The following is a 21,631-nucleotide window of genomic DNA, read 5'->3' as shown; positions in this document are numbered from 1 at the left end:
CAGACTGTCAGAGGGAGCGTGAGGATCTCATGGCTCAGCGGAACAGTTCCGGTCGCGGCGCAACCGCGACCGCGACGAAGCGCCGATCCAGCAGCAGCACGGGCGACATCAACGAGCGCAAGATCAGTCTGATGAAGGTCGACGACATCCGGGGACAGCTCAGGAAACGCGGCATTTCAGGCATATCCGCGCTGCGCAAGATGGACCTGGTGAAGAGCCTGGTCCGGACGTTGAAAGCCGAGAGCCGGGGCGGGACGGGCCGGAAGGCCACGACGGCGCCGAGCAAGCGGACGAGCGCGAAGAAGGCGCCGGCCAAGCGGGCCGCCGCGAAGAAGGCGCCGTCCCGTACGGTCGCGGCGAAGAAGGCACCGGCCCGCAAGGCCAGCACCGCCCGGGTGACCGCGAAGAAGGCCCCGACCCGGAAGGCCACCGCGAAGAAGGCCCCGGCCGGGAAGACGACCGCGAAGAAGGCCCCGGCCAAGCGGGCCACCGCGAAGAAGGCGCCCGCCCGCAAGGCCCCCGCGAAGAAGGCCCCGGCCCGCAAGACGGTGTCCGCCGCCCGGAAGGCACCGGCCCGCAAGGCCGTGACCTCCGCCCGGACGACGAGCGCCGCCCAGCGGACCGGTACCGCGCCGGCCCGGAAGGCGACCGGAGCCCGCGCCGCCGGCCCGGGCAAGGCGACCGGGGCACGGGCAACCGGCCCGGGTAAGGCGACCGGGGCACGGAAGGGTACGGCCGCCGGGAAGAGCACCGCCGCCCGTAAGACGACCGGAGCGCGGGAGTCGACCGCCGCGCCGGCCCGGAAGGCGGGCGGGGCCCGAAGGGCTGCCTCGAACGGCGGTGGTCAGTCGAAGTCGCTGAAGTACGCCCAGCCGATCTCCTCACCGCAGGACACCCCGGAGCGCCCGGGGCGGAGCCTGGTGACCCGGGACCACGACGTGATCCGGCGCTGGGCCGAGGGCCGGAACGCCCAACCGGCGACGATCGAGGGCACCGAACGCGAGGGTCGGCTCGGCGTACTGACGTTTGACTTCCCCGGTTGGCGGGAAGGCGGACGACTGAAGCCGGTCAGCTGGGACGAGTGGTTCCACACCTTCGACCTACGCCAACTGAATTTCATTTACCAGGAGCAGCTTTCCGACGGTCGGCAGAGCAACTTCTTCCGTACCGAATCGCCGATGCGCGAGGACGGCTGAATTTCGGGTGGTGGACCGGGAATACCCCGGGCCACCTGGGGCGTTGTCACACGAGGCGCCGGATATCGATCGCCCTTGGGTGTGATGGGCGAGACAGAGTTACCGACTTGTGTCGGTCATCCGGCGACAACTAACGTTATTGCACGCGCCACGCTCGGAAGCGTTCGGGGGAACGGCAGATCGCGCAGATCTGTGCACCGGGCACCGGCGCTGGGGGACGGGTGGCAGTGAAGCCGTTGGGGGACGGCGCCGCCACCTGTAACCGGCGGTGTGTGCGGGCGACGTTTACGGGGGTGAACGTCGCCCGCCGCCGCCGGTCCAACCCGGCGGGCGTGCCGGCCCGCCGAGCTGCTCCGCGCCTTCTCGACGGCGAACCCGGCCAACGTGATCCAGTCGGCAGCGAGATCCCTTCCCGCTACCGCGTCGTCGCGGACTCGACCGAGAAGACCTCCCCGTTGGCCGGTACGCCGATTCCCCGCCAGGTGAATCGAATTCCCCGGGCCACGTCCGGATCCGGATTGTCCATCAATTGGAAGTGGACATGTGGTTCGGAGGAGTTGCCGGAATTCCCGCACTCCGCCACCGGCTGACCGGTTCGGACCCGGTCTCCCGCCCGGACGAGCAGCGAACCCCGGCGCAGGTGCGCGTACGCGGCGTACCGGCCGTCGCCGAGGTCCAGGATCAGGTGGTTGCCGAGGATCTGGCCGGGGCCGACGATCTCCCGGAACAGCCCCTCGAAGACCAGGTAGAGCAGGGCCGGGTACGAGTTGCGGCTGAGGTGGTCGCGATTGCGGTCGACGGCCCGGACCACGGTGCCGTCGGCGACCGCCAGCAGCGGTGCCCCGAAGGCCGGGAAGTCGCGGTTGCGCCGGGTCAGCGGCCACCAGCCGAAGCCCGGGCGCGGCCGGTCCACCGGCTCCGCGACCAGGTCGATCGCGTACGCCTGGCCGTAGGCGCGTACGCCGTGGCTGGGTACCTTGCTGGCCGGGCTGTTCAGCGCCGACCAGCGGCCGAGGACCGGTGGATCGACCTCGACCGGCGACCCGGCGTCCGGCCCCTTGGCGAGCATCCGACCCAGCACCACTCGTAGGGCGATGGCGAGGGCGATCGCCAGCCAGCCCCACAGCGACGTGAAGTCGACGAAGAAGCCGGCCACCAGGATCGCCAGGAACGCGAGCCAGCAGCGGCGGTGCAGGATCATCAATGCCTTGAGCATGGAAATCTCCTCTCCGGCGAGGTCAGGCCCGGGCGATCGCCACCGCCACCAGCAGCGGTACGACCCGCCCGGCGGGCACCTCGTAGCGCCCCCGGCCGGGGCTGTGCAGCCAGCCGGCCGCGGCCAGTTGCCGCAGGTGGTGGTAGGCCTGTCCGGTGGTGCCCAGGCCGTCGAGTGCGGTGAGCTCGGCGACCGTACGCCGGCCGGCGAGGATCTCGCGGAGCAGTCGCAACCGGACCGGGTGGCCGAGTGCGGCGAAGGAGTCCGCCACGTCGCTCCAGTCGCCCGCCTCGCCGTCGAGCAGGGCTTCGGTCGGCAGGCCGTACTGCCAGTCGTAGCGTTCGTGGCTGGGTGACCGGACCGAGCCGGTGTAGAGCACGCCGCCCCGCTCGGCGCCGAGCGCGGCGAGCCGCGCCTTCAGGCCGTCCAGGGCCCAGAAGTCGCCCTCGCCCGGCGGCGGCTGCGGCGGGGCCGCCGGGGCGTCCGCCCGCTCCTCCAGGGCCGCCAGCCGGCGTTCCAGCTCGGCGACCCGCTCCTCCAGCGTCATGAGTTCGAGTTTACGTAATTACGTAACTCCCTGCCAGTCCGCGCCTGCCGTCGAGGAATGTCCGCAGCTCAGGCGGGGCCGCAGCCGACCGTCGGGTCGAGCCCGCCCCATCGGGCTCCCGCACCCCCGCGCCATCGGGCTCCGGTACCCCCGCCCCACCAGGCTCCGATACCCCCGCCCCATCGGGCTCCGATACCCCCGCCCCATCGGGCTCCGATACCCCCGCCCCATCGGGCTCCGATACCCCCGCCCCATCGGGCTCCGGTACCCCCGTCGCCCCGGGCTCCGGTTCCGTCGCCCCGGCCGCCAGCCCCGCCGCGCCGACCTCGGCCGTACGCAGTGCCCGGACCCGCCGTTCCCGGGCCGGCCCGGAGAGCAGGTGGGCCACCGCCACCACGCCGCCGAGCGCCGCGCAGCCCAGCCAGAGTGCCGCGTTGCCGAACTGCTCCCGCACGAAGCCCCCGGCGACCGGGGCGGCGAACGTCGCCACCGACCAGGAGAGCGAGAAGAGTCCCTGGTAGCGACCGCGCAACGCCGCCGGGGACAGCTCGGCGATCAGGGTCGAGTTGGAGGGCGAGTTGAGCATCTCGCCGAGGGTCCAGATCAGCACGGTGAGCACGTAGAACCAGGCCGCGTCCGCGAACGCGGTCAGCCCGAAGCCGGCCCCGACGATCAGCGCGGCCAGCGCCAGTACCCGCGAGCGGCCCCGCCCCCGGATCAGTCGCGGTACGAAGAGCTGCCCGGCGACGATCAGCACCCCGTTGACCGCGATCACCGACCCGTACGTCGACGGGGACAGCCCGTCCTGGCCCATCGCGATCGGCAGCATCGAGATGTGCTGCATGAAGACCAGCGCCAGCAGGACGTTCAGCGCCACGAAACCGACGAAGACCCGGTCGCGCAGCGCGGTGCCCAGCCCGCCCCGGTGCGGGGCGGCCAGCCCGGCCGGCGCGGCACGGACCCGGCGGGTCTCGCCCACCCTCATAAAGATGATCAGTGCGGTGACGACCGTGGTCGCCGCGTCGACCACGAAGAGCAGCAGGTAGCTCGCCTCGGCGGCCAGCCCGGCCAGGATCGCGGCGGAGGCGAAGCCGAGGTTGATCGCCCAGTAGTTCAGGGTGAAGGCGCGCAGCCGGTCCCGTTCCGGCACGACGTCGACCATCATCGCGCCGAAGGCCGGCCGGGCCGCCTCGGCGAACATCCCGAGCAGCAGCGCCCCGAGCCCGACCAGCCAGAGGTCCCGGGCGAAGCCGAGCGCCAGCATCATCGCCGCCGCGCCGAGGTGCGCGGTGAGCAGGGTGGGCCGCCGGCCCCACCGGTCGGCGAGGATCCCGCCGGTGAGGGTGCCGACCGCACCGCCGGCGCCCCAGAGGCCGAGCACGATCCCGGCCTGGAACTCGGAGAAGCCCCGCTCGGTGGTCAGGTAGATGGCCAGGAAGACGAGGACGAAGGAGCCGAGCCGGTTGATCAGCGTCCCGGCCCAGAGGTACCAGAAGGTCCGGGGTAGACCGCCGGTGGTGTCCTGGAACCACTTCCCGACCGTCCGCATCCGCCGCCCCCGTACTTGTAATGACCGCTCATCGTCAAACGCCTTACGAAGCTAGTGCGGCGGGTCCGGCCTGGTCATCCCGTTTTCCACGTGTCGGTCGTCACCCCGGGTCGCCGCATGGCGGTCGGGCGGGTCCGGCAGGATGAGTTGCATGACTGCGAGCACGAGTGATCGGCCAGAGGAAACCGTGGTGGCAGGCGAGGGCGCCGCGGTGGGCACGTTGGTGCTGCTCCGGCACGGCGAGAGCGACTGGAACGCCAAGAACCTCTTCACCGGCTGGGTCGACGTGGACCTCACGGCCAAGGGTGAGAGCGAGGCCCGGCGCGGCGGCGAGCTGCTGCGCGAGCACAACCTGCTGCCCGACGTGCTGCACACCAGCGTGCTCCGCCGGGCGATCCGCACCGCCGAGCTGGCGCTGAACGCCGCCGACCGGCACTGGATCGCGGTACGCCGCTCCTGGCGGCTCAACGAGCGGCACTACGGCGCGCTCCAGGGCAAGGACAAGAAGCAGACCCTGGCCGAGTACGGCGAGGAGCAGTTCATGCTCTGGCGCCGGTCGTACGACACCCCGCCGCCGCCGATCGCCGACGGCGACGAGTGGTCCCAGGCCGGCGACCCGCGCTACGCCCTGCTCCCGCCCGAGCTGATGCCGAAGACGGAGTGCCTGAAGGACGTCGTCGACCGGATGCTGCCGTACTGGTTCGACTCGATCGTCCCGGACATCCTGGCCGGTCGGACCGTGCTGGTCGCCGCGCATGGCAACTCGCTGCGGGCGCTGGTCAAGCACCTGGACGGCATCTCCGACGAGGCGATCGCCAAGCTCAACATCCCGACCGGGATCCCGCTGCGCTACGACCTCGACCGGTCGATGCGCCCGCTGGTGGCCGGCGGGGCGTACCTCGACCCCGACGCGGCCAAGGAGGCCGCCGCCGCGGTCGCCAACCAGGGCCGCTGAGCCGTACGACGCCGAACGCCCCTTCCCGGCCCAGGGAAGGGGCGTTCGACGTGTTCGGGGTCAGTCGGTGACGGTCTCGCCGGTGACCAGGTAGACGACCCGGCGGCCGGCGTTCACCGCGTGGTCGGCGTACCGCTCGTAGAAGCGGCCGAGCAGGGTCGCGTCGATGGCGGTCTCCACCCCGTACGGCCAGTCGTCGGCGAGCAGCACCGCGAAGAGCTGCCGGTGCAGGTCGTCCATGGCGTCGTCGTCCCGGTCCAGCTCGGCGGCGAGATCGGCGTCGGGCTTGGAGAGTACGTTCGCGATCTTGTCGGCGATCCGGTCCGCCACCCCGGCCATCTCGGTGAAGACCGGGCGCAGCTCGGCCGGTACGGCGGGCGACGGGTGCCGGCGTACGGCCGTCTTGGCCACGTGGTCCGCGAGGTCGCCCATCCGCTCCAGGTCGGCGGCGACGTGCAGGGCGGTGATCAGGGCGCGCAGGTCGGAGGCGACCGGCGCCTGCCGGGCCAGCAGGTCGCAGACCCGCTCCTCGACCTGCCGGTAGAGGGAGTCGATCTCCGCGTCCCGTTCGATCACGGTCTCGGCGGCCGACCGGTCGGCGGTGAGCAGCGCCCGGGTGGCCTGGCGCATGGCGGCCCGGATCGCCTCGGCCATGTCCACCAGCAACTGGCTCACGATGTTCAGGTCGATCCGGAATTCGTCGCGCATGATCACGTCCTGCGGGGAGTGGCGGTTTCGCCGGCCGTGGCGGGTTCGCGCACGGACGGTGCTACAGGTGTCGGTCCGGACCACGGTAGGGGGATCCGGCGGCGCCGGGGTGAACATCGGTGAACGGTACTGGGCCGGCGGGTGAACATTCTCGGATGCGCGCGTGATTCGCCCAATTTTGCCTGGTCGATAGGTTAACGATGACCCTACGATCGCCGCGTGGAATGGGGGGTGGTCGCGGGCGTGCTCGTCGGGCTCGGCCTCGGCCTGTCCTTCGGTCCGCTCCGCCACCGGGTCGCCGGATGGTTCTCGGCCGGGCGCACCGCGACCGGACGAGGCGGGACACGCAGTAACAGGAGGCCGGCGATAGGCACTGACGAGCAGGCCGGCGGGTTGCCGGGACTCGGCCGCAAGAGCCTCGACTCGCTCCGGGTCGGGGTGGTCGTCCTCGACGCCCATGACGTCCCGGTCCTGGTGAACCCGGCCGCCCGGGCGATGGGACTGCTCCGGGTCGGCGCCACCCCCGGCACGGTCGCCGCGCACCCGATCATCCGTACCCTGGCCGGCCAGGTGCGGCGCACCGGAGTGCGCCGCGAGGTCGAGCTGGACCTGCCCCGGGGCCGCGAGGGCGGCATGTCCGACCCGCTCGGCGTGCACCTGCGGGCGATGGGCCTGGGCTCCGGTTACATCGCGGTCGAGGCGGCCGACGTGACCGAGTCGCACCGGGTCGCCCGGGTCCGCCGGGACTTCGTGGCCAACGTCAGCCACGAGCTGAAGACCCCGATCGGTGCGCTGCAACTGCTCGCCGAGGCGCTGCTGGACGCCACCGACCAGACCGCCGGAAACGGGACGCTGGACCCCTCCGAGGACATGGCGGCGGCCCGCCGGTTCGCCGAGCGGATCCAGCACGAGTCCACCCGGCTCGGCAAGCTCGTCAACGAGCTGCTCGAACTCACCCGGTTGCAGGGCGCGGAGCCGCTGCCCGCGCCGGAGCCGGTCGCACTGGACTGGGTCACCGCGGAGGTGGTCGACCGGACCCGTACCGCCGCCACCGCCCGGGAGATCACCGTCGTGGTCGAGGGCGAACGGGACCTGACCGTCTACGGCAGCGACAGCCAGATCGCCACCGCGGTCAGCAACCTGGTGGAGAACGCGATCGCGTACTCCGCGGAGCGGACGCAGGTCACGGTGGCGATCAAGAGCACCGGCGAACACATCGAGATCGCCGTCACCGACCAGGGCATCGGGATCGCCCCGGACGACGTGGGCCGGATCTTCGAGCGCTTCTACCGGGCCGACCAGGCCCGGTCACGGCAGACCGGCGGGACCGGCCTCGGCCTGGCGATCGTCAAACACATCGCCACCAACCATGGCGGTCGGGTCGAGGTGTCCAGCACTCTTGGGGGTGGCTCGACGTTCACCCTCCGGCTTCCCGCGCGTCCGCCGGACGCCTTCCTACCGCCAGCCCCGTCAGTTGAGATCGAGACCGGTTCGTTCGGATAGTTCCGAGCCGACCGTCACCAGAGAGGAAAGTCCGTGGCCCGCGTACTCGTGGTCGAGGATGAGGAGTCGTTTTCCGACGCCCTCTCCTACCTGCTGCGCAAGGAAGGATTCGAGGTCTCGGCCGCGGCGACCGGCACTGCGGCGCTGACCGAGTTCGACCGTACCGGCGCGGACATCGTGCTGCTCGACCTGATGCTGCCGGAGATGTCCGGTACCGAGGTGTGCCGGCAGCTCCGGCAACGCTCCCAGGTGCCGATCATCATGGTCACCGCCCGGGACAGCGAGATCGACAAGGTGGTCGGGCTGGAGATCGGCGCCGACGACTACGTGACGAAGCCGTACTCGCCGCGCGAGCTGGTCGCCCGGGTCCGGGCGGTACTGCGGCGGCGCGGCAACGAGACGGTCGAGCCGGGCACCCCGACGCTGACCGCCGGCCCGGTCCGGATGGACATCGAACGGCACGTGGTCACCGTCGACGGCTCCCCGGTGCAGCTTCCGCTGAAGGAGTTCGAGCTGCTGGAGCTGCTGCTCCGCAACGCCGGGCGGGTGCTCACCCGGGGGCAGTTGATCGACCGGGTCTGGGGCGCGGACTACGTCGGCGACACCAAGACCCTCGACGTACACGTGAAGCGGCTGCGCTCGAAGGTCGAGCCGGAGCCGTCCGCACCGCGCTTCATCGTCACCGTCCGGGGCCTGGGCTACAAGTTCGAGCCGTAGGCCGCGAGTTCGAGCCGTAGACCGGGGCGTCCGCCCGGTCAGCGGGACGCGCCGCGCGGCCTCCGCTGCGGTGCCGGCCGCTGGCCGGCGCTGGCGGCCTTCGGGCTGGCCGGCTCCCGGCCACCCTCCTCGGGACGGTCCAGCACCGGGTCGGCCCCGGCGGTCGCCGGATGCGTCGCCACCAGGCCGCGCCGCTCCCGCTCCGCGCACAGCTCGGCCAGTTTCGCGTACGCCGGCTTGCCGATCAGCGCGGTCAGCTCCGGCTCGTACGACAGGTACATCGGCTCGGTGCCGACGTGCGCCTCCGGCGACGAGGTGCACCACCAGTCGAGGTCGTGCCCGCCCGCGCCCCAGCCGCGCCGGTCGAACTCGCCCAGCGTCGAGACCAGCACCTTCGTCCCGTCCGGCCGCTTGACCCAGTCCTGGTCCCGGCGTACCGGCAGTTGCCAGCAGACGTCCGGCTTGTATTCCAGCGGGTGTACGCCGTCGCGCAGCGCCTGGGCGTGCAACGCGCAGCCGCCCCCGCCGGGAAAGTCGGCGTCGTTGAGGAAGACGCACGGCGCATCCTCGCTCCGGGTCGCCGTACGCCGGGCCGGGGTCTCGCCGTCCACCGAGTCCATCTCGGTGTAGTTCTTGAAGCCCCGCCGGTAGTGCTGCCAGGTCTGCGGGGTGAGCCGCTTGACCGCCGACCGGACCCGCTTCTCGTCGTCGGCGTCGGTGAAGAACGCGCCGTGCGAGCAGCAGCCGTCGGCGGCCCGGCCGGCGATGATGCCGTGGCAGGCCTGGCCGAAGACGCAGGTCCACCGGGAGAGCAGCCAGGTCAGGTCGGCCCGGACCAGGTGCTCGGGGTCGGCCGGGTCGGAGAATTCGAGCCACTCCCGGGGAAAGTCGAGCGGGACCTCCCGGCTGCGGGGGTCGGCGGGGTCGTCCACCAGGATCCGGAGCTGGTTACGTGCTGCTGCCACCCGGTCAGCCTACGCCCGCTATCCGCCCGCGACCTGCGTCTAGTGTCTTTCCCATGCGACTCGGCGTGCTTGATGTCGGTTCCAACACCGTGCACCTTCTGGTCGTGGACGCGCACCACGGCGCCCACCCCTGGCCGGCACACTCCGAAAAGGCGGTGATCCGGCTCGCCGAGCAGATCGGCCGGGACGGGGAGTTGACGGTCGCCGGGGCGGACGCGCTGGTCGAGGCGGTGAACGAGGCGAAGATGGCCGCCGCCCGGCTGACCGCCGACGACCTGCTGGCCTTCGCGACCTCCGCGGTCCGGGACGCCACCAACGCGCCGGAGGTGCTGACCCGGGTCCGGACCGAGACCGGGGTACTCCTCCAGGTGCTCTCCGGTGCCGACGAGGCCCGGATGACCTTCCTCGCCGTACGCCGGTGGTTCGGTTGGTCCGCCGGTCGGCTGTTGGTGCTGGACATCGGCGGCGGCTCGCTGGAGCTGGCGGCCGGGATCGACGAGGAACCCGAGTTCGCCCACTCGCTGCCGCTCGGCGCCGGCCGGCTCACCCGGGAGTGGCTGGACGTGGGGCCGGACAGCAACCACACCCCGTCGGCGGCAGCGGTGGCCAAGCTGGAGACGTACGTCGAGGAGACGCTGGAGACCGTGGTCGACGACACCGTCGAGGTGGGCTGGGACCGGGTCGCCGCCACCAGCAAGACGTTCCGGACCCTGGCCCGGCTCGCCGGGGCGGCGCCGTCGTCGGACGGGCTCTGGGCGCCGCGCAGCCTCTCCCAGACCGGGCTGCGGCAGGTGATCGGGTTCATCCGGCACATCCCGCCGAGCAAACTCTCCGAACTCGAAGGGGTCAGCGCGCGTCGGGCACACCAGTTGCTGGCCGGGGCGATCGTGGCCGAGGCGGCGATGCGCCGGCTTGGGGTGGAGAACCTGGACATCTGCCCGTGGGCGCTCCGGGAGGGTGTGATCCTGCGCCGGCTCGATCTGCTGGAGCCGGCACAGGGCCCACGAGAGCCGGTCTGACCTGCTGATCTGTCCCTCGCTGGGGCTTTGCGGCCGGTCCGGGACCGGGTGTGGTTCGCCGGGTCGGGCTACCCTGAGACCGTGACCACCCGCGTACTGCTGTCCAGTTCCTCGGTCTTCCCCGAGCCGACCGCGGCCGCCTTCGAGATGGCGGCGGCGCTCGGCTACGACGGCGTCGAGGTGATGGTCTGGACCGACGCGGTGAGCCAGGACGCCGGAGCGCTGAGCGGCCTGGCCCGGCACTACGGGGTACCGGTGCTCTCGGTGCACTCGCCCTGCCTGCTGGTCACCCAGCGGGTCTGGAGTTCCGACCCGTGGGAGCGGCTGCGTCGCTCGGCGGTGCTGGCCGAGACCCTGGAAGCGTCGACCGTGGTGGTGCACCCGCCGTTCACCTGGCAGCGGGATTACGCCCGCTCGTTCGTCGACGGGTTGGGCAAGCTCGGCGACGACCACCCGGGGATCCGGTTCGCGGTGGAGAACATGTACCCGGTCCGGATGGCCGGCCGGGAGTTCGTCCCCTACATGCCGGGGTGGAACCCGACCGACACCGGTTACCCCGCCTACACCCTGGACCTGTCGCACTGTGCCGCCTCGCACAGCGACGCGCTGGAGATGGCCGACAAGATGGGGGCCGGGCTGGCGCACGTACACCTCGGAGACGGCACCGGCGAGGGCCGGGACGAGCACCTGGTGCCGGGCCGGGGCACCCAGCCCTGCGCCGAACTGCTGACCTCGCTCGCCGGGCGTGGCTTCACCGGCTCGGTCGCGGTGGAGGTCTCCACCCGGCGGGCCCGCAGCCGCGCCGACCGGGAGGGCGACCTGCGGGCGGCGCTGGAGTTCGCCCGCCAGCACCTGGCCGCGCCGACCCCGGTCGACGCTCGCTGACCGACAGCCGGCACCCGGGCCGGTACGCGCCGCCTCGACCGGCCGGATTTGTCGGTGCCGGTCAATACCATCGTCGAGTGGTGACCGTAGCCGAGGTGCGGGCGCTGGCCCGGACGCTGCCGCGCAGCAGCGAGCACCTGATCCGCGACCGGGTGAAGTTCCGGGTCGGCGCAATCGTCTACGTCGCCTTCTCCCGGGACGAGACGACGATGGGTTTCGGCTTCCCGAAGGAGGAACGCGACGCCCTGGTCGCCAGCGACCCGGAGCTGTTCTTCCTGCCCGGCCAGTCCGACCTGCGGTTCAACTGGGTCTGCTGCCACCTGGACCGGCTCGACCACGACCAGATGACCGAGCTGGTCACCGAGGCGTGGCGGATGGTGGTGCCCAAGTTCCTGGCCCGGCAGCGGCTGGGCGGCTGACCGTCAGTCCCGCATCTCCGGCGGCAGCACCACCCGGCTGACTCGGGGCAGCCGGCAGAGTTCGGCGTCCAGTTCGGAGGCGGCGGCCGAGTTTCCGCGCGCTGCGCCGTCCGCCGTCGCCGGCCTCACCGGCGTGTCGGGTTGCTGGTGATTGCTGGAAAAGAGTGGAACTCGTACTCTGCGGTCGTGCCGGAGCCGGTGGATCTGCTCGAACGCCGGATCGACGCCCTACGGGCCGAGATCCGGCGCGCGGTGGCGGCCCGGGACACCGCCCGGACCCGGGGATTGCGGGCCGAGCTGCGGACCGCCGAACGTGCCTGGGAGCAGGCCATCACCGACCTTGCCGAGGAGACGGGTCCTGCCGAGGAGACGGGCGGCGAGCCCGTCGAGGTGGTCCCCGGAGTGCGGGTGCCGGGAGACGGCCCGCCGACCCGGTCCGGGGGCGCGATGCCGTCCGGCTCGCTGGTGCCGGTACGCGAGCAGGTGCACCACGCGCTGACCCTGCTCTCCGTACCGGCCGCGCCGAAGCTGATCGCCGAGGTGCACGCGGCGTTCTTCGGGGCGCCGGGTACCGGCCTGGCCGCGAACCGGCTCACCCACCTGCGGCGGGACGAGAAGCGGTCGTTCGAGACGGCACCGTACGCCCGGCCGTACCATCTCTGCGCCGCGTTGACCGCCGCACACCTGGCGCCGGCCCGCGGCCTGATCGCGGTCTCGACCTGGTCGCTGGAGCGGCGGATCGTCGGCCCGCTCAGTCCCCGGGTCGACTTCCTGACCGCGGCGGTCCGGGTCGCGCAGCGGGCCGGCACGGTCCCGGACGGCAACGTGCCGGTCACCCGGCTGCTGTGGCGGTTCGCCACGAACATCCCGGGGGCGACCGGTTCGCCCGGCATGTTTGATCGACATGACACAGTGGATCCGCAGACGGTGATCCGGGCGGCCGAGGCCGAACGCGCGGTACACGCCGACGCCGACCGGACCCAGCGGGCGGCGGCGGCCGATCGGGCCCGCCGGCAGCTCGATGACGTGCAACAACTCTTCGGCAGTACGTTGCGGACGCTCCAGGGGAAGATGGCATGACGAGCATCAGCATGGGGACCAGCAGGAGCACCGCCGAGCGGCTGGCCGCGATCCGGGGCGGGGTCAAACCGAAGCGGCACAACGCCCGGACCATCGCCGCGCTGACCCGCAATCCCGGGTGTGCCCGGCGGGCCGTACTCGACACGGCCGGGGTGGACAAGCAGCGGCTGGCGGCGTATGTCGACTTTCCGGCCCGGTTCGGGCAGTCCGGTTTCGCCATCGCCCGGGGCAACGCGTTCGAGGCGCAGGTGAAGGCGAGCGGCGCCGCCGAGCTGGTGAAACTGCTCCGGGAACGGCTCGGGCTGCCGATCCCCGAGGTGGCGTACGACGACCTGGAGACGGTGACCGGGCGGGAGAACGAGACCCCCGAGGTCCGGTACGCCCGCTCCCGCGCGCTGCTGCTGCGGGCCGCCGCCGGGGACTCCGACGCCGGCACGCTCTTCGACCACCCGCTGCTCGGGCTCGACGTGGCCGGCCAGCGGGTCTATCTCGAACCGGACCTGATCGCGTTCCAGCACGAGGGCCGGTTCCACGTCGTCGAGATCAAGTCGTTCGCGGTGGTGGACGGGCAGGCCGACCCGGGCAAGGTGTCGGCGGCGGCGATCCAGTCCGCCGTCTACGTGCTGGCGATGCGCCAGATGCTGGCCGAGGCCGGGCACGACCCGGAGATCGTGGCGCACGACGTGGTACTGGTCTGCCCGCGTGACTTCTCCAACCAGCCGACGGCGGTGCTGGTCGACGTACGCAAGCAGTTGGCCGTGCTGCGGCGGCAGCTCGGCCGGATGACGAAGGTCGACGCGATGCTGGCCGCCCTGCCGCCGAACCTGAGTTTCGACCTGGCGCCGGACGCCGACGGGGTGCCGACCCGGGCCCCGGAGGCGCTGGTCGACGCGTTACAGACGGTCGACGCCCGGTACGCCCCGGACTGCCTGTCGGTCTGCGAGCTGGCCTACTTCTGCCGGGCCGAGGCGCGTGGCTGCACCGCCGCGCTCGGTACCTCGGCCCGGGAGGAGCTGGGCGGAATCGAACGGGTCGAGACCGCGCTGGGGCTGGCGAAGGGCGAACTGACCCCGGCCGAGGAGCAGGAGGAGGCGGCGGCGCTGCTCCGGAACGCCGCCCGGCTCCGCGCCGAGCTGGTGGCGGCGGCCGGGGCGGCGGGATGATCCTGCCCGCGCGTGCCGGGTCGCACCACCTCGTGCGGAGACTGTCGAGCTGGGTGCACAGACGGGGCAACCGGCCGGCCGGCAAGGCGACGCTGGCGGCCGGGTCGGTGGCGAGTGCCGGGGTGATGGCGGACGCCGGGGTGATGCTGGCGGCCGGGTCGGTGGTGGGTGCCGGGGCGACGCTGGCTACCGGGGCGGTGGCGGGTGCCGGGGCGGTGGCGTGAGCACGTTGACCGCGCTGGCCAGAGCGGAGGCGGTGGCCGCTGGGCACGCCCAGCGGATCACGACGGTACGCCACCTGCACGTCGCGGACCGGCCGCTGGTCTTCATCCCGCTGAGCATGGCCGGCGAGGCGAACGCGCCGCTGGCCGCGCTGGTCGGCACCGACCCGGCCGCGCCGAGGCTGCTGGTGGTGCCGCAGCCGCGCAACCGGGACCAGCGGTTCGGCTTCGCCGCCGAGCTGGCCGAGGTGCTGCTGCCCTACCTGGACAGCTTCCGCGGCGTCACGGAGGCGGTCACCGCCAACCGGGGCAAGGAGGTCCGCTACCGGTACGTCGACGCGCCGCAACTCCTGGTGCCAAACTCGGCGGGGATCGGGTTCGTCCGGTTGTTCGGGCGGTCGACGCGGTTCCGGCGGACCGACGGGGACTATCCGGTGCATCCGTCGGTGCCGCTGCTCGGGCAGTGGTTGACGTTCCTGGCGGACCGGGCCGAACATCCGGGTTCGGGGATGCTGCTGGCGATGACCGAGGCGCTCGGGCTGCACTGGGCGACCGGGCAGTCCGCGCTGGAGGACGCGCATCTGGCGGCGCTGCTGGCCTGGATCGATCCGGAGGATGGGTTGAGCGGCGCGGATGCGGCGGTGGTGGCCGAGGATCCGCTGCGCTGGCCGCCGGCCGGCCCGGCGACGGATCCGACCTTCGACAACGAGATTCTGGCGCCGGCGATGGCCGCCTACGAGGAGGCGGTGGGCAGCGGTGACGAGGTGCGGCGGGGGCGGGCTCGGGGCGTACTCGAGGAAGCCCTGCGGTCGCAGCTCACGCCGACCTGGGAGCTGATGTGGCGGGGCGTCTCGCTGCTCCGGGAACTGCCGGTCGGGTCGCGGGTGGCCGGGCGCTGGGCCGAGGACCGGGACGTGTTCAGCAACTTCACGCTCTATGTCGACGGGGGCGGCTATCCGCAACCGCGCCGGGACGGGGCGGTCAACGCGGCACAACGGCTGCACCGGCTGGAACGGGCGTTGCAGTCGTACGCGGTCCAGCGCGCCTACGACGATCCGCTGGTGATGGCCGACTACCGGCTGACCGGGGAAGCGTTCGTGGGTGAGGTGACGCTGGCGGACGCGCACCGGATCGACGACAGCGGGAAGCGGCGGGTGTTGCGGCCTCGGATCCAGGTGACTACCGGTGATCCGGTGCAGGTGACGGTGGGGGCGGTGCTGCACTCGCCGAGCCGGCCGGGGCAGAAGGCCCGGGTGGTGTTCGTGACGCCGGACCGGTCGACCGGCCGGACGGACGTGGTGTTGGAGCTGTCGGGTGGGTTGGGGCGGTCGCTGACCCCGGCGCCGGGGAGCGTGCCGGAGGTGGGGGACCGGCTCTGCTACACCTCGCTGTCGGACTCGTTCATGCCGCCGGGGGAGTTCCCGAGCCGGGAGGAGACGCCGTGGACGCACGGCGGGCCGCCGCAGGCGTACGAGGAGCCGGTGGAGCCGAGCGTGGACGATGCTCGGGAGGAGTGGTCGTGAGTTCTTCTGGTTTGCTGATGCCCCGTGCTGGGGCGGCCGGGCGGTTGGCGTTGCCGCCGGGTGAGGCGGCGGGGCGGGTGATCGGGGAGGTGCTGGCCGACCTGCACAGCGGCCATCATCGTGGAGTGGTGGTGGACTCCCCGCCCGGGGCGGGGAAGTCGACGCTGGTGGTGCGGGCGGCGGGGGAGCTGGCCGAGGCGGGCGAGCCGCTGATCGTAATCGCGCAGACGAATGAGCAGGTCGACGATCTCATCGACCGGTTGGCGCAGGCCAAGCCGGAGCTGCCGATCGGGCGGTTGTCGGCGAACGAATACACGGCGACGGACCGGATCAAGAACTATTCGACGGTCCGGGTCGCGGCGAAGGTCGCGGACCTGGGCGGGTCGTCCGTCATCATCGGTACGGCCGCCAAGTGGGCGCTGGTGCCGGAGGGGCGCTGGCCGTGGGCGATCGTGGACGAGGCGTACCAGATGCGTTCCGATGCGCTGCTGCGGGTGGCGGGGCGGTTCGACCGGGCATTGTTCGTGGGTGATCCGGGGCAGTTGGATCCGTTCTCGACGGTGGAAACCGAGCGGTGGACCGGGCTGACCTGGGATCCGATGCAGTCGGCGGTGGCGGCACTGCTGCGGCACAACCCGGATCTGCCGGTACACCGGCTGCCGGTGTCGTGGCGGCTGCCGGCGTCGGCGGCTCCGGTGGTGGCGGAGGCGTTCTACCCGTTCACGGGTTTCTCGGCGGGGACTACGGCTGGCCAGCGGTCGCTGTCGTTCGCGACGGCGGGGTTCGGTGGTGGGGCGGTGGACGAGGCGTTGGAGATGGCGGCGTCCACCGGGTGGGCGCTGTACGAGCTGCCGGCGCGGCACACGCTGCGGACGGACTCGGAGGCGGCGGCGGCCTGCGCGCGGTTGGCGTTGCGGGTGTTGGAGCGGGGGGCGGTGGCGCTGTCGGAGCGTTCTCCTGCGGGTGCGCCGGTTACCGCTGACCGGATCGCGGTGGGGGCGGCGCACCGGGACCAGGTGGCGGCGATCCGTTCGCGGCTCGGGCCGGCCGGGGCCGGCATCACGGTGGACACGGCGAACCGGTTGCAGGGGCGCGAGTACGACGTGGTGATCGTGCTGCATCCGCTGTCGGGGCGGCGGGACGCGACCGCGTTCCACCTGGAGGCGGGGCGGTTGTGTGTGTTGGTGTCGCGGCACCGGCACGCGTGTGTGGTGGTGGCTCGGGCGGGGATCGGGGAGCTGCTGGACGCCCATCCGTCGACCGAGCCGGTGCACCTGAACGTACCGGTCAAGTTCCCGGACGGCTGGGAAGCGAACCAGGCCATTGCCGCGCATCTTGCAACCAACAGGACATGTGCGGCCAGCTAACCGGAGCCCAAATGGTCGGTAGGAACGTTGCCTCAGTCGAGTCTTGAATCAGGCACCGGCCCGCGTCCTGACCCCCGGTCAGCGGTGATCTTGATCGTCGACCCTGAACTGGGACAATGCTTCTGCCAACTGACGCCACTGGAAGTGACCGTTCGGCGTCGGTGGTCGAAGCGCCTCGGATGGCGTGAACAGCACGCCGGCAGTGCTCAGCGTCCGGACATGTTGGTCGTACGCCGGGTGCGCGGTCAGGGCCGTCTTGGCGTACGGAGATACCAGGATGGGCACGTGTTGGCCAAGCACCTCGTTGAGGATGCCGAGGGCGAGGGTGTCGCTGATGCCGAGCGCCCACTTGTTGATCGTGTTGAAGGTGGCGGGGGCAACGAGTAACGCGTCCGCCTTGGGCAACAGATCCGGTTGATCCGGCTTCCGCCGGTCTGAGCGGACAGGGTTACCAGTCCGCTGCGCCAACGCATCGGGATCGATCCAGCTCACAGCCGTAGGCGTTGCGATCACCCAGACTGTCCAGCCGCCCTCCCTCAGCAGATCGACGAGGTCCTGGATCTGAAGCACCGGGGGAGCGGCGCAGACCACGAGGTAGAGCACGGAGCGCTGTTTCATCACCTCAACCTGGTAGGTCTGGGGGACTGATCATCTGGTATCACAGATCGGCAGCGGTTATGAGCTGGCCAGCGCCGACAAAGCGACGCGCGACCAGGAGCCCGGCCTCGTGGGCCGCCCTGCCTCCGTGACTGGCGGACGTGTCCGCCACCAACCAGGGGATCAGATCGCGCTCGAAGGCGTCAACGAGCGACTTCAGGACGCAGCTCTCCGTAGCGATGCCGCAGAAGAAGAGGTCAGTCCACTCATGCTGTTCAACGAGAGCGGTGAACGCGGGGACGAAGCACGAGTAGGTCGTTTTGTCGATCACGGCGTGCGCTGCTGCGGCGTGTGGGACCAGTTCGGGCACGATGTCCGTCTCTGGTGGTCCCTGCACCTTCGACCAGTGGATCAGCCGCTCGTAGAGGCTGCCGGGGTAGTTGTGGTAGCGCGTGAAGACAACAGGCCGGCGAGCGGCTTCCCAGCGCTGTACCAGGTTCACCACCCTGGGCACTACGTGCTGGCTGTGCTCGTTGACGAAGCCGTTCTGCATGTCGACGACTACAAGCGCTGCCCTGACGTGGTCGGTCCGCATACTATCCATCCCCACCGTCGCCCTTGCTGGTTGCATGGGCTCTGACGAGATGAGCAAGCAGTTGATCGGCTAAGGCAGGTGTCGTGCCCAAGGTGACAGAAGAGTCTCTTGTGTACGATGTCCCGTCTCCGTCGAGGATGACGGCGCCGGCCTCGGCGGCGATGGCGACACCGGCTGTCATGTCCCAGGGATGGTTGGAGAGTGTGACAGCGGCGTCAAGCCTTCCTTCGGCGAGCCAAGCGAGGTCGAGCGCCGCCGAGCCGGTCATCCGGATGCGCAGCACCTCGTGTGCCAGTTGAGCCGTCAACGCCAGGCGCAGCCCGTTCTTCTCCGCCGCCCCCGCACCGACGGCGTAGTCGCCGATCCCCACGATGGCCTCGCTGAGGCTAGCCGTCTTGCTGACCTCGATCGATCGGCCGTTCGCGTACGCACCCTCGCCTCTGGCCGCCGTGTACAGGCGGTCAAGGAACGGGAGGTCGATCACGCCGAGGACCGGCTGCTTGTGATGGATCAAACCGAGTGAGATCCCGCAGAGGGGAAGACCACGGACGAAGTTCGCTGTGCCGTCTATGGGATGGAGTGCCCACTGCAACTCACCCGACCCGCTGACGCCCTCCTCCTCACCTAGGAAACCGATGTCAGGGGTCAGATTGTGGAGGAAGGCCCGGAGGTCGCGCTCGATCTGGTAGTCCAACTCAGAAGCGACGTCGCGGTCACCCTTCGGCGTCAGCGCCCCGGGTGGCTGGCCTCGCATGACGCTGCTTGCCCGCTCGACTGCCTTGACCGCGATCGGTAGCAGCTCGCGATATGCCGTCACAGTTGTCGGCTCCGCTCCCACTGCGAGGTGAACACCTGCTCGAAGACGGAGTACAGCCTCGACGTCGGCTCCCCGCGCCGGATTACGAAGGCCGGCGCGTCGACTCCCCTGCTCTGCGGAAGGTAGGGCTGCGTGACACAGAGGTTGTCCACGATGACGATTTTGAACCTCACTGTCTCGTCGTAGACCCCGGCAGAAAGGCATTCCTGTAGGCCGCTGGGCAGTCGGTCGCGGATCCGTAACAACCGAGGCCACCACCGCCCGCACCCAGGCCGAGCGCGTCCGCCAGGGCCTACGCCAGTGGCAGGCCCGACACATCGGCTGCACTTCGCCGACCCATCCGCCGTCGACTTCCAACCCCCACCACACCCTCGCCTCGGCACCGGCCGGCGACCCGCCGACAGCAGCGAGCAGGACCAGCGGCAGCCCCGCAACGGCGGCCACTGGTGAGCGCCCCACACTGGGTGATCCACCTGCCCACCACCCTCACCAGCCGCCAGGCGGCCGTCGACCTCCTCGCCGCCCTGCGCGCCTCCCTCGCACACATCCCCGTACTCGACTTCGGCGAAGCGACCATTTCGGCGGAGGCGGAGCAGTCGACGCGTACCCGGATCTGGTGTGACGCCCCAATCGGCGAACCCCGCGCCGGCCCCGGCAGCCGGCGCTGCCACCGGTCCGTCGACCACCCCGGCGCCTGGGCCGACTGACCACGCCGGGCCCGGGTGTCGGGCCGCCGCCTCCCACCCGGCGGGTGCCGCTCACCGAACGGCCCACGACGGACCGACGACCACCGCCCGGCCCGGCCCACATGTCGATACCTTCCCGGAGGGGGCAAATACAACTCTCGGTCCACGAGCGTGTGGCCCTTGGCGGTGGCGTAGGCCAGGAACACCCCCGTCCGCCCCACCCACTCCCAGCCGCGTAGACAGTGGTTTATCCCATGTTCGGAACAGATCCGGACAAGTTCGAATGCCCGATCCCTTGTGTGCCTGCCTCACTCCCCGTTACATCGACTTCCATGAAAAGATCCCTTGTCATCGTCTCGGTCATCATCGCCATCCTCCTGGGGGGCCAAGGCCAGGCCCTCGCCGCCGACTTCGCCCGACCCTTCGAGGACGACATCGCCGCGTACACCTTCGAAGAAAATGGTGAGAGGTGCATCACGGTCACGGTAGGCCCCTTTGGTCAGGCCGCCAAAGGCTGCTTCACCAGGTACGGGGACATCTGGCGGATCCAGGACAGCCTTTTCAACGGCGACGAAACCTTCATCTACTGGGAGAACTGGCTACTCGACGGCACAACCTGGAGACCGTACCGACACGGTGAATGTAACAACAATCTGGACTCCCCGAACTGGGGACAGTGCAATAAGGACCTGTACGAGAGCAGCAGTGTCAACTATTACGGCAGCAAAGGCAGTCGGGTCCGCTTCCAGGTGTGCAACAGAGACATCCTGGGAAATCGTTGCAATCCCAGCGACATCAGCCAAGCGCCATGGATCAACAACAACGCCTGACGTCGTGGTGACGCGGCGCGGTGTGGTTGCAGCGGTCTGCTCGTAGCTCTCGGGGTCGAAGGTCGGCGGCCGACCTTCGACCCCCTCTTCCACCAGTTGCCCACTGCGTCGGCCTTGACCGGACAGGCTCGCCGTACCCGGCATCGGTGCCCCCGTTGCGTCCGCCGCCTGCACTAGGGTGCCCCTTCGGAGGATCCAGTCGAGGCGTGCACCGCCGGCCACCACGAGGTCGACGCCACCGAGCGGACGGGGCAAGGGAAGCACGATGTCGTACGTGCCCAGTGGTACCTGGCACCCACCGGCACAGCCGGCACCGCCCTTCTCACCTCCCGGGCCGAGCCTGTGGTGGCGGATAGGCCACAGTTGGTGGCTGCTGCTGCCGGTACTCGGCTTCAGTTGCCTGGCCGGCTTCGGCTTCCTCTACATCGGACTGCGCGCCCAGCGGCCGGCCTGGTGGCTGCCCGGCGTCGGCTATCTGGTGGTCTCCTGGAGCTGCTTCATGCTGGTCGGGGGCACGAACCAGGGCACCGCCGTCTCCGACTGGGCCGCCGGCATCTTCCTGCTGAGCTGGATGGCCAGCATCACCCACGCCGGCATCCTCAACGTCTCCTGGCTGCGCTGGCGGGCCGGCCACCGCCCCTGGTACGCCCCACCGCCGCAGGCGCCGGTCTGGTCCACGTCGGCAGCCGGGCAGCCGACCGGCCACTTTCCCGGGGCCCCGCCCGTCTCGCCGGGCTACCCGCCGATCGCACCCGCCTCTCCGGCCTACGGTCCGGGCAGCCCCGCCGTGTTCAGCCCGGCGCCGATGTCCTACCGGCCGACCTCCGGCCCGCCCACCGGCGCCTACTCGAACACGTCGACCGAGCCGCACCCGCCCCCGCCGGTCGACCCGTACGCCAGCCTGCCGCTCGACCCGGACCTGCCGCCGCCGGTCGACCCGTACTTCGGACCGCTCCCCGGTCAGGAGTCGTCGTCCCCGCCGGGCGGCTGAGCGAAGACCTGGCCGGTTGCGCATGATCTTGATGTCGGATACTTGCTGACCAGGCGCGCCGCCGTTGTCGCCGGGCGAGTAC

Annotated in this window: 24 protein-coding genes and 1 pseudogene; 15 read left to right on the top strand and 10 right to left on the bottom strand. The window is 71.1% G+C overall.

Translation table 11 applies throughout. The features are described from left to right. The first annotated feature begins 29 nt into the window (after positions 1 to 29). Entirely contained in the window at positions 30 to 1,196 is a 1,167-nt protein-coding gene (locus tag ACQEVC_RS05715; RefSeq protein WP_432873972.1) for a hypothetical protein, read from the top strand. A gap of 415 nt (positions 1,197 to 1,611) precedes the next feature. Here ACQEVC_RS05715 and ACQEVC_RS05710 read toward each other — a convergent pair whose 3' ends face one another. From ACQEVC_RS05710 to ACQEVC_RS05700, 3 genes and pseudogenes are all read right to left on the bottom strand, one after another. Continuing rightward, the gene (locus ACQEVC_RS05710) at positions 1,612 to 2,412 is read right to left on the bottom strand and encodes a M23 family metallopeptidase (RefSeq protein WP_432873971.1); all 801 of its coding nucleotides are present in this window, start codon (positions 2,410 to 2,412) and stop codon (positions 1,612 to 1,614) included. 22 nt (positions 2,413 to 2,434) lie between these two features. Further along, positions 2,435 to 2,959 carry an ArsR/SmtB family transcription factor gene (locus tag ACQEVC_RS05705; protein ID WP_432873970.1) on the bottom strand — a complete coding sequence of 175 codons (525 nt, stop codon included), beginning with the start codon at positions 2,957 to 2,959 and terminating at the stop codon, positions 2,435 to 2,437. Positions 2,960 to 3,179: 220 nt separating this feature from the next. Then, positions 3,180 to 4,508, bottom strand: a pseudogene (locus ACQEVC_RS05700) (MDR family MFS transporter); the annotation flags it as partial. Between the two features lie 187 nt (positions 4,509 to 4,695). Between ACQEVC_RS05700 and ACQEVC_RS05695 the strand changes: the two are divergent. Continuing rightward, positions 4,696 to 5,463, top strand: a complete 768-nt coding sequence (locus ACQEVC_RS05695; RefSeq protein ID WP_432891055.1) for a phosphoglyceromutase — start codon at positions 4,696 to 4,698, stop codon at positions 5,461 to 5,463. Between the two features lie 60 nt (positions 5,464 to 5,523). On the opposite strand, the gene phoU is transcribed toward ACQEVC_RS05695, so the two are convergent. Then, entirely contained in the window at positions 5,524 to 6,171 is a 648-nt protein-coding gene (phoU, locus tag ACQEVC_RS05690; protein WP_432873969.1) for a phosphate signaling complex protein PhoU, read from the bottom strand. 219 nt (positions 6,172 to 6,390) lie between these two features. Between phoU and ACQEVC_RS05685 the strand changes: the two genes are divergently transcribed. Together ACQEVC_RS05685 and ACQEVC_RS05680 are read left to right on the top strand one after the other, a co-directional pair. After that, on the top strand, positions 6,391 to 7,674 hold the full coding sequence (locus ACQEVC_RS05685) for a sensor histidine kinase (RefSeq protein WP_432873968.1): 1,284 nt from the start codon (positions 6,391 to 6,393) through the stop codon (positions 7,672 to 7,674). A 33-nt stretch (positions 7,675 to 7,707) separates the two neighbouring features. Beyond that, on the top strand, positions 7,708 to 8,391 hold the full coding sequence (locus ACQEVC_RS05680) for a response regulator (protein WP_101369394.1): 684 nt from the start codon (positions 7,708 to 7,710) through the stop codon (positions 8,389 to 8,391). A 38-nt stretch (positions 8,392 to 8,429) separates the two neighbouring features. Here the strand turns inward: ACQEVC_RS05680 and ACQEVC_RS05675 are convergent, their stop codons facing one another. Then, positions 8,430 to 9,329, bottom strand: a complete 900-nt coding sequence (locus ACQEVC_RS05675) for a hypothetical protein (RefSeq protein ID WP_432891053.1) — start codon at positions 9,327 to 9,329, stop codon at positions 8,430 to 8,432. 80 nt (positions 9,330 to 9,409) lie between these two features. Here ACQEVC_RS05675 and ACQEVC_RS05670 point away from each other — a divergent pair, with 80 nt between their 5' ends. From ACQEVC_RS05670 to ACQEVC_RS05660, 3 genes are all read left to right on the top strand, one after another. Continuing rightward, entirely contained in the window at positions 9,410 to 10,375 is a 966-nt protein-coding gene (locus ACQEVC_RS05670; protein WP_432873967.1) for a Ppx/GppA phosphatase family protein, read from the top strand. A gap of 147 nt (positions 10,376 to 10,522) precedes the next feature. Beyond that, the gene (locus tag ACQEVC_RS05665) at positions 10,523 to 11,260 is read left to right on the top strand and encodes a sugar phosphate isomerase/epimerase family protein (RefSeq protein ID WP_432891051.1); all 738 of its coding nucleotides are present in this window, start codon (positions 10,523 to 10,525) and stop codon (positions 11,258 to 11,260) included. Between the two features lie 77 nt (positions 11,261 to 11,337). Continuing rightward, positions 11,338 to 11,679: an MmcQ/YjbR family DNA-binding protein gene (locus ACQEVC_RS05660; protein ID WP_432873966.1), complete on the top strand. Its 342-nt coding sequence runs from the start codon at positions 11,338 to 11,340 to the stop codon at positions 11,677 to 11,679. A gap of 3 nt (positions 11,680 to 11,682) precedes the next feature. Here the strand turns inward: ACQEVC_RS05660 and ACQEVC_RS05655 are convergent, their stop codons facing one another. Further along, positions 11,683 to 11,808 (bottom strand): hypothetical protein, encoded by a 126-nt coding sequence (locus tag ACQEVC_RS05655; RefSeq protein ID WP_432873965.1) that lies wholly within the window; start codon positions 11,806 to 11,808, stop codon positions 11,683 to 11,685. 57 nt (positions 11,809 to 11,865) lie between these two features. Between ACQEVC_RS05655 and ACQEVC_RS05650 the strand changes: the two genes are divergently transcribed. From ACQEVC_RS05650 to ACQEVC_RS05630, 5 genes are read left to right on the top strand one after another with little or no spacing between them, the layout of a single operon-like run. Continuing rightward, complete coding sequence (locus tag ACQEVC_RS05650) at positions 11,866 to 12,759, top strand: hypothetical protein (RefSeq protein ID WP_432873963.1); 894 nt, start codon at positions 11,866 to 11,868, stop codon at positions 12,757 to 12,759. After that, entirely contained in the window at positions 12,756 to 13,922 is a 1,167-nt protein-coding gene (locus tag ACQEVC_RS05645) for a hypothetical protein (protein ID WP_432873962.1), read from the top strand. The genes ACQEVC_RS05650 and ACQEVC_RS05645 overlap by 4 nt, the downstream gene beginning before the upstream one ends. A gap of 53 nt (positions 13,923 to 13,975) precedes the next feature. Next, positions 13,976 to 14,146, top strand: coding sequence for a hypothetical protein (locus ACQEVC_RS05640; protein WP_432873960.1), 171 nt, complete (start codon positions 13,976 to 13,978; stop codon positions 14,144 to 14,146). After that, on the top strand, positions 14,143 to 15,666 hold the full coding sequence (locus tag ACQEVC_RS05635; protein ID WP_432873959.1) for a hypothetical protein: 1,524 nt from the start codon (positions 14,143 to 14,145) through the stop codon (positions 15,664 to 15,666). Before ACQEVC_RS05640 ends, ACQEVC_RS05635 begins: the two co-directional genes overlap by 4 nt. 17 nt (positions 15,667 to 15,683) lie before the next feature. Next, a complete protein-coding gene (locus ACQEVC_RS05630; protein WP_432891048.1) occupies positions 15,684 to 17,033 on the top strand; it encodes an AAA domain-containing protein in 1,350 nt (449 codons plus the stop codon). 78 nt (positions 17,034 to 17,111) lie between these two features. On the opposite strand, the gene ACQEVC_RS05625 is transcribed toward ACQEVC_RS05630, so the two are convergent. Genes ACQEVC_RS05625 through ACQEVC_RS05610 form a run of 4 tightly spaced genes read right to left on the bottom strand, consistent with a single transcriptional unit; the run spans position 17,112 to position 19,425 of the window. Next, a complete protein-coding gene (locus ACQEVC_RS05625; RefSeq protein WP_432873958.1) occupies positions 17,112 to 17,651 on the bottom strand; it encodes a flavoprotein in 540 nt (179 codons plus the stop codon). A gap of 40 nt (positions 17,652 to 17,691) precedes the next feature. Next, positions 17,692 to 18,225, bottom strand: coding sequence for an isochorismatase family cysteine hydrolase (locus ACQEVC_RS05620; RefSeq protein ID WP_432873956.1), 534 nt, complete (start codon positions 18,223 to 18,225; stop codon positions 17,692 to 17,694). Position 18,226: 1 nt separating this feature from the next. Further along, positions 18,227 to 19,042, bottom strand: coding sequence for an inositol monophosphatase family protein (locus ACQEVC_RS05615; RefSeq protein ID WP_432873954.1), 816 nt, complete (start codon positions 19,040 to 19,042; stop codon positions 18,227 to 18,229). Next, complete coding sequence (locus tag ACQEVC_RS05610) at positions 19,039 to 19,425, bottom strand: DUF5919 domain-containing protein (protein ID WP_432873952.1); 387 nt, start codon at positions 19,423 to 19,425, stop codon at positions 19,039 to 19,041. Before ACQEVC_RS05610 ends, ACQEVC_RS05615 begins: the two co-directional genes overlap by 4 nt. Before the next feature lie 63 nt (positions 19,426 to 19,488). Between ACQEVC_RS05610 and ACQEVC_RS05605 the strand changes: the two genes are divergently transcribed. From ACQEVC_RS05605 to ACQEVC_RS05595, 3 genes are all read left to right on the top strand, one after another. Then, positions 19,489 to 19,749 (top strand): hypothetical protein, encoded by a 261-nt coding sequence (locus ACQEVC_RS05605; RefSeq protein WP_432873950.1) that lies wholly within the window; start codon positions 19,489 to 19,491, stop codon positions 19,747 to 19,749. A gap of 311 nt (positions 19,750 to 20,060) precedes the next feature. Beyond that, positions 20,061 to 20,558 (top strand): hypothetical protein, encoded by a 498-nt coding sequence (locus ACQEVC_RS05600; protein WP_432873949.1) that lies wholly within the window; start codon positions 20,061 to 20,063, stop codon positions 20,556 to 20,558. Between the two features lie 274 nt (positions 20,559 to 20,832). Continuing rightward, the gene (locus tag ACQEVC_RS05595; protein ID WP_432873947.1) at positions 20,833 to 21,549 is read left to right on the top strand and encodes a hypothetical protein; all 717 of its coding nucleotides are present in this window, start codon (positions 20,833 to 20,835) and stop codon (positions 21,547 to 21,549) included. The last annotated feature ends 82 nt before the right edge of the window (positions 21,550 to 21,631 follow it).

The sequence above is a fragment of the Plantactinospora sp. CA-294935 genome, from assembly GCF_050936445.1.
Lineage (GTDB): Bacteria > Actinomycetota > Actinomycetes > Mycobacteriales > Micromonosporaceae > Plantactinospora.
This window is presented reverse-complemented; position numbering and strand designations above follow the sequence as displayed.

Coding starts and splice junctions, on each gene's coding strand:
- ACQEVC_RS05715 (WP_432873972.1), top strand. CDS start 30: ATGGCTCAGCGGAACAGTTCCGGTCGCGGCGCAACCGCGACCGCGACG.
- ACQEVC_RS05710 (WP_432873971.1), bottom strand. CDS start 2,412: ATGCTCAAGGCATTGATGATCCTGCACCGCCGCTGCTGGCTCGCGTTC.
- ACQEVC_RS05705 (WP_432873970.1), bottom strand. CDS start 2,959: ATGACGCTGGAGGAGCGGGTCGCCGAGCTGGAACGCCGGCTGGCGGCC.
- phoU (WP_432873969.1), bottom strand. CDS start 6,171: ATGCGCGACGAATTCCGGATCGACCTGAACATCGTGAGCCAGTTGCTG.
- ACQEVC_RS05670 (WP_432873967.1), top strand. CDS start 9,410: ATGCGACTCGGCGTGCTTGATGTCGGTTCCAACACCGTGCACCTTCTG.
- ACQEVC_RS05665 (WP_432891051.1), top strand. CDS start 10,523: ATGGCGGCGGCGCTCGGCTACGACGGCGTCGAGGTGATGGTCTGGACC.
- ACQEVC_RS05645 (WP_432873962.1), top strand. CDS start 12,756: ATGACGAGCATCAGCATGGGGACCAGCAGGAGCACCGCCGAGCGGCTG.
- ACQEVC_RS05630 (WP_432891048.1), top strand. CDS start 15,684: ATGCCCCGTGCTGGGGCGGCCGGGCGGTTGGCGTTGCCGCCGGGTGAG.
- ACQEVC_RS05625 (WP_432873958.1), bottom strand. CDS start 17,651: ATGAAACAGCGCTCCGTGCTCTACCTCGTGGTCTGCGCCGCTCCCCCG.
- ACQEVC_RS05620 (WP_432873956.1), bottom strand. CDS start 18,225: ATGCGGACCGACCACGTCAGGGCAGCGCTTGTAGTCGTCGACATGCAG.
- ACQEVC_RS05600 (WP_432873949.1), top strand. CDS start 20,061: ATGAAAAGATCCCTTGTCATCGTCTCGGTCATCATCGCCATCCTCCTG.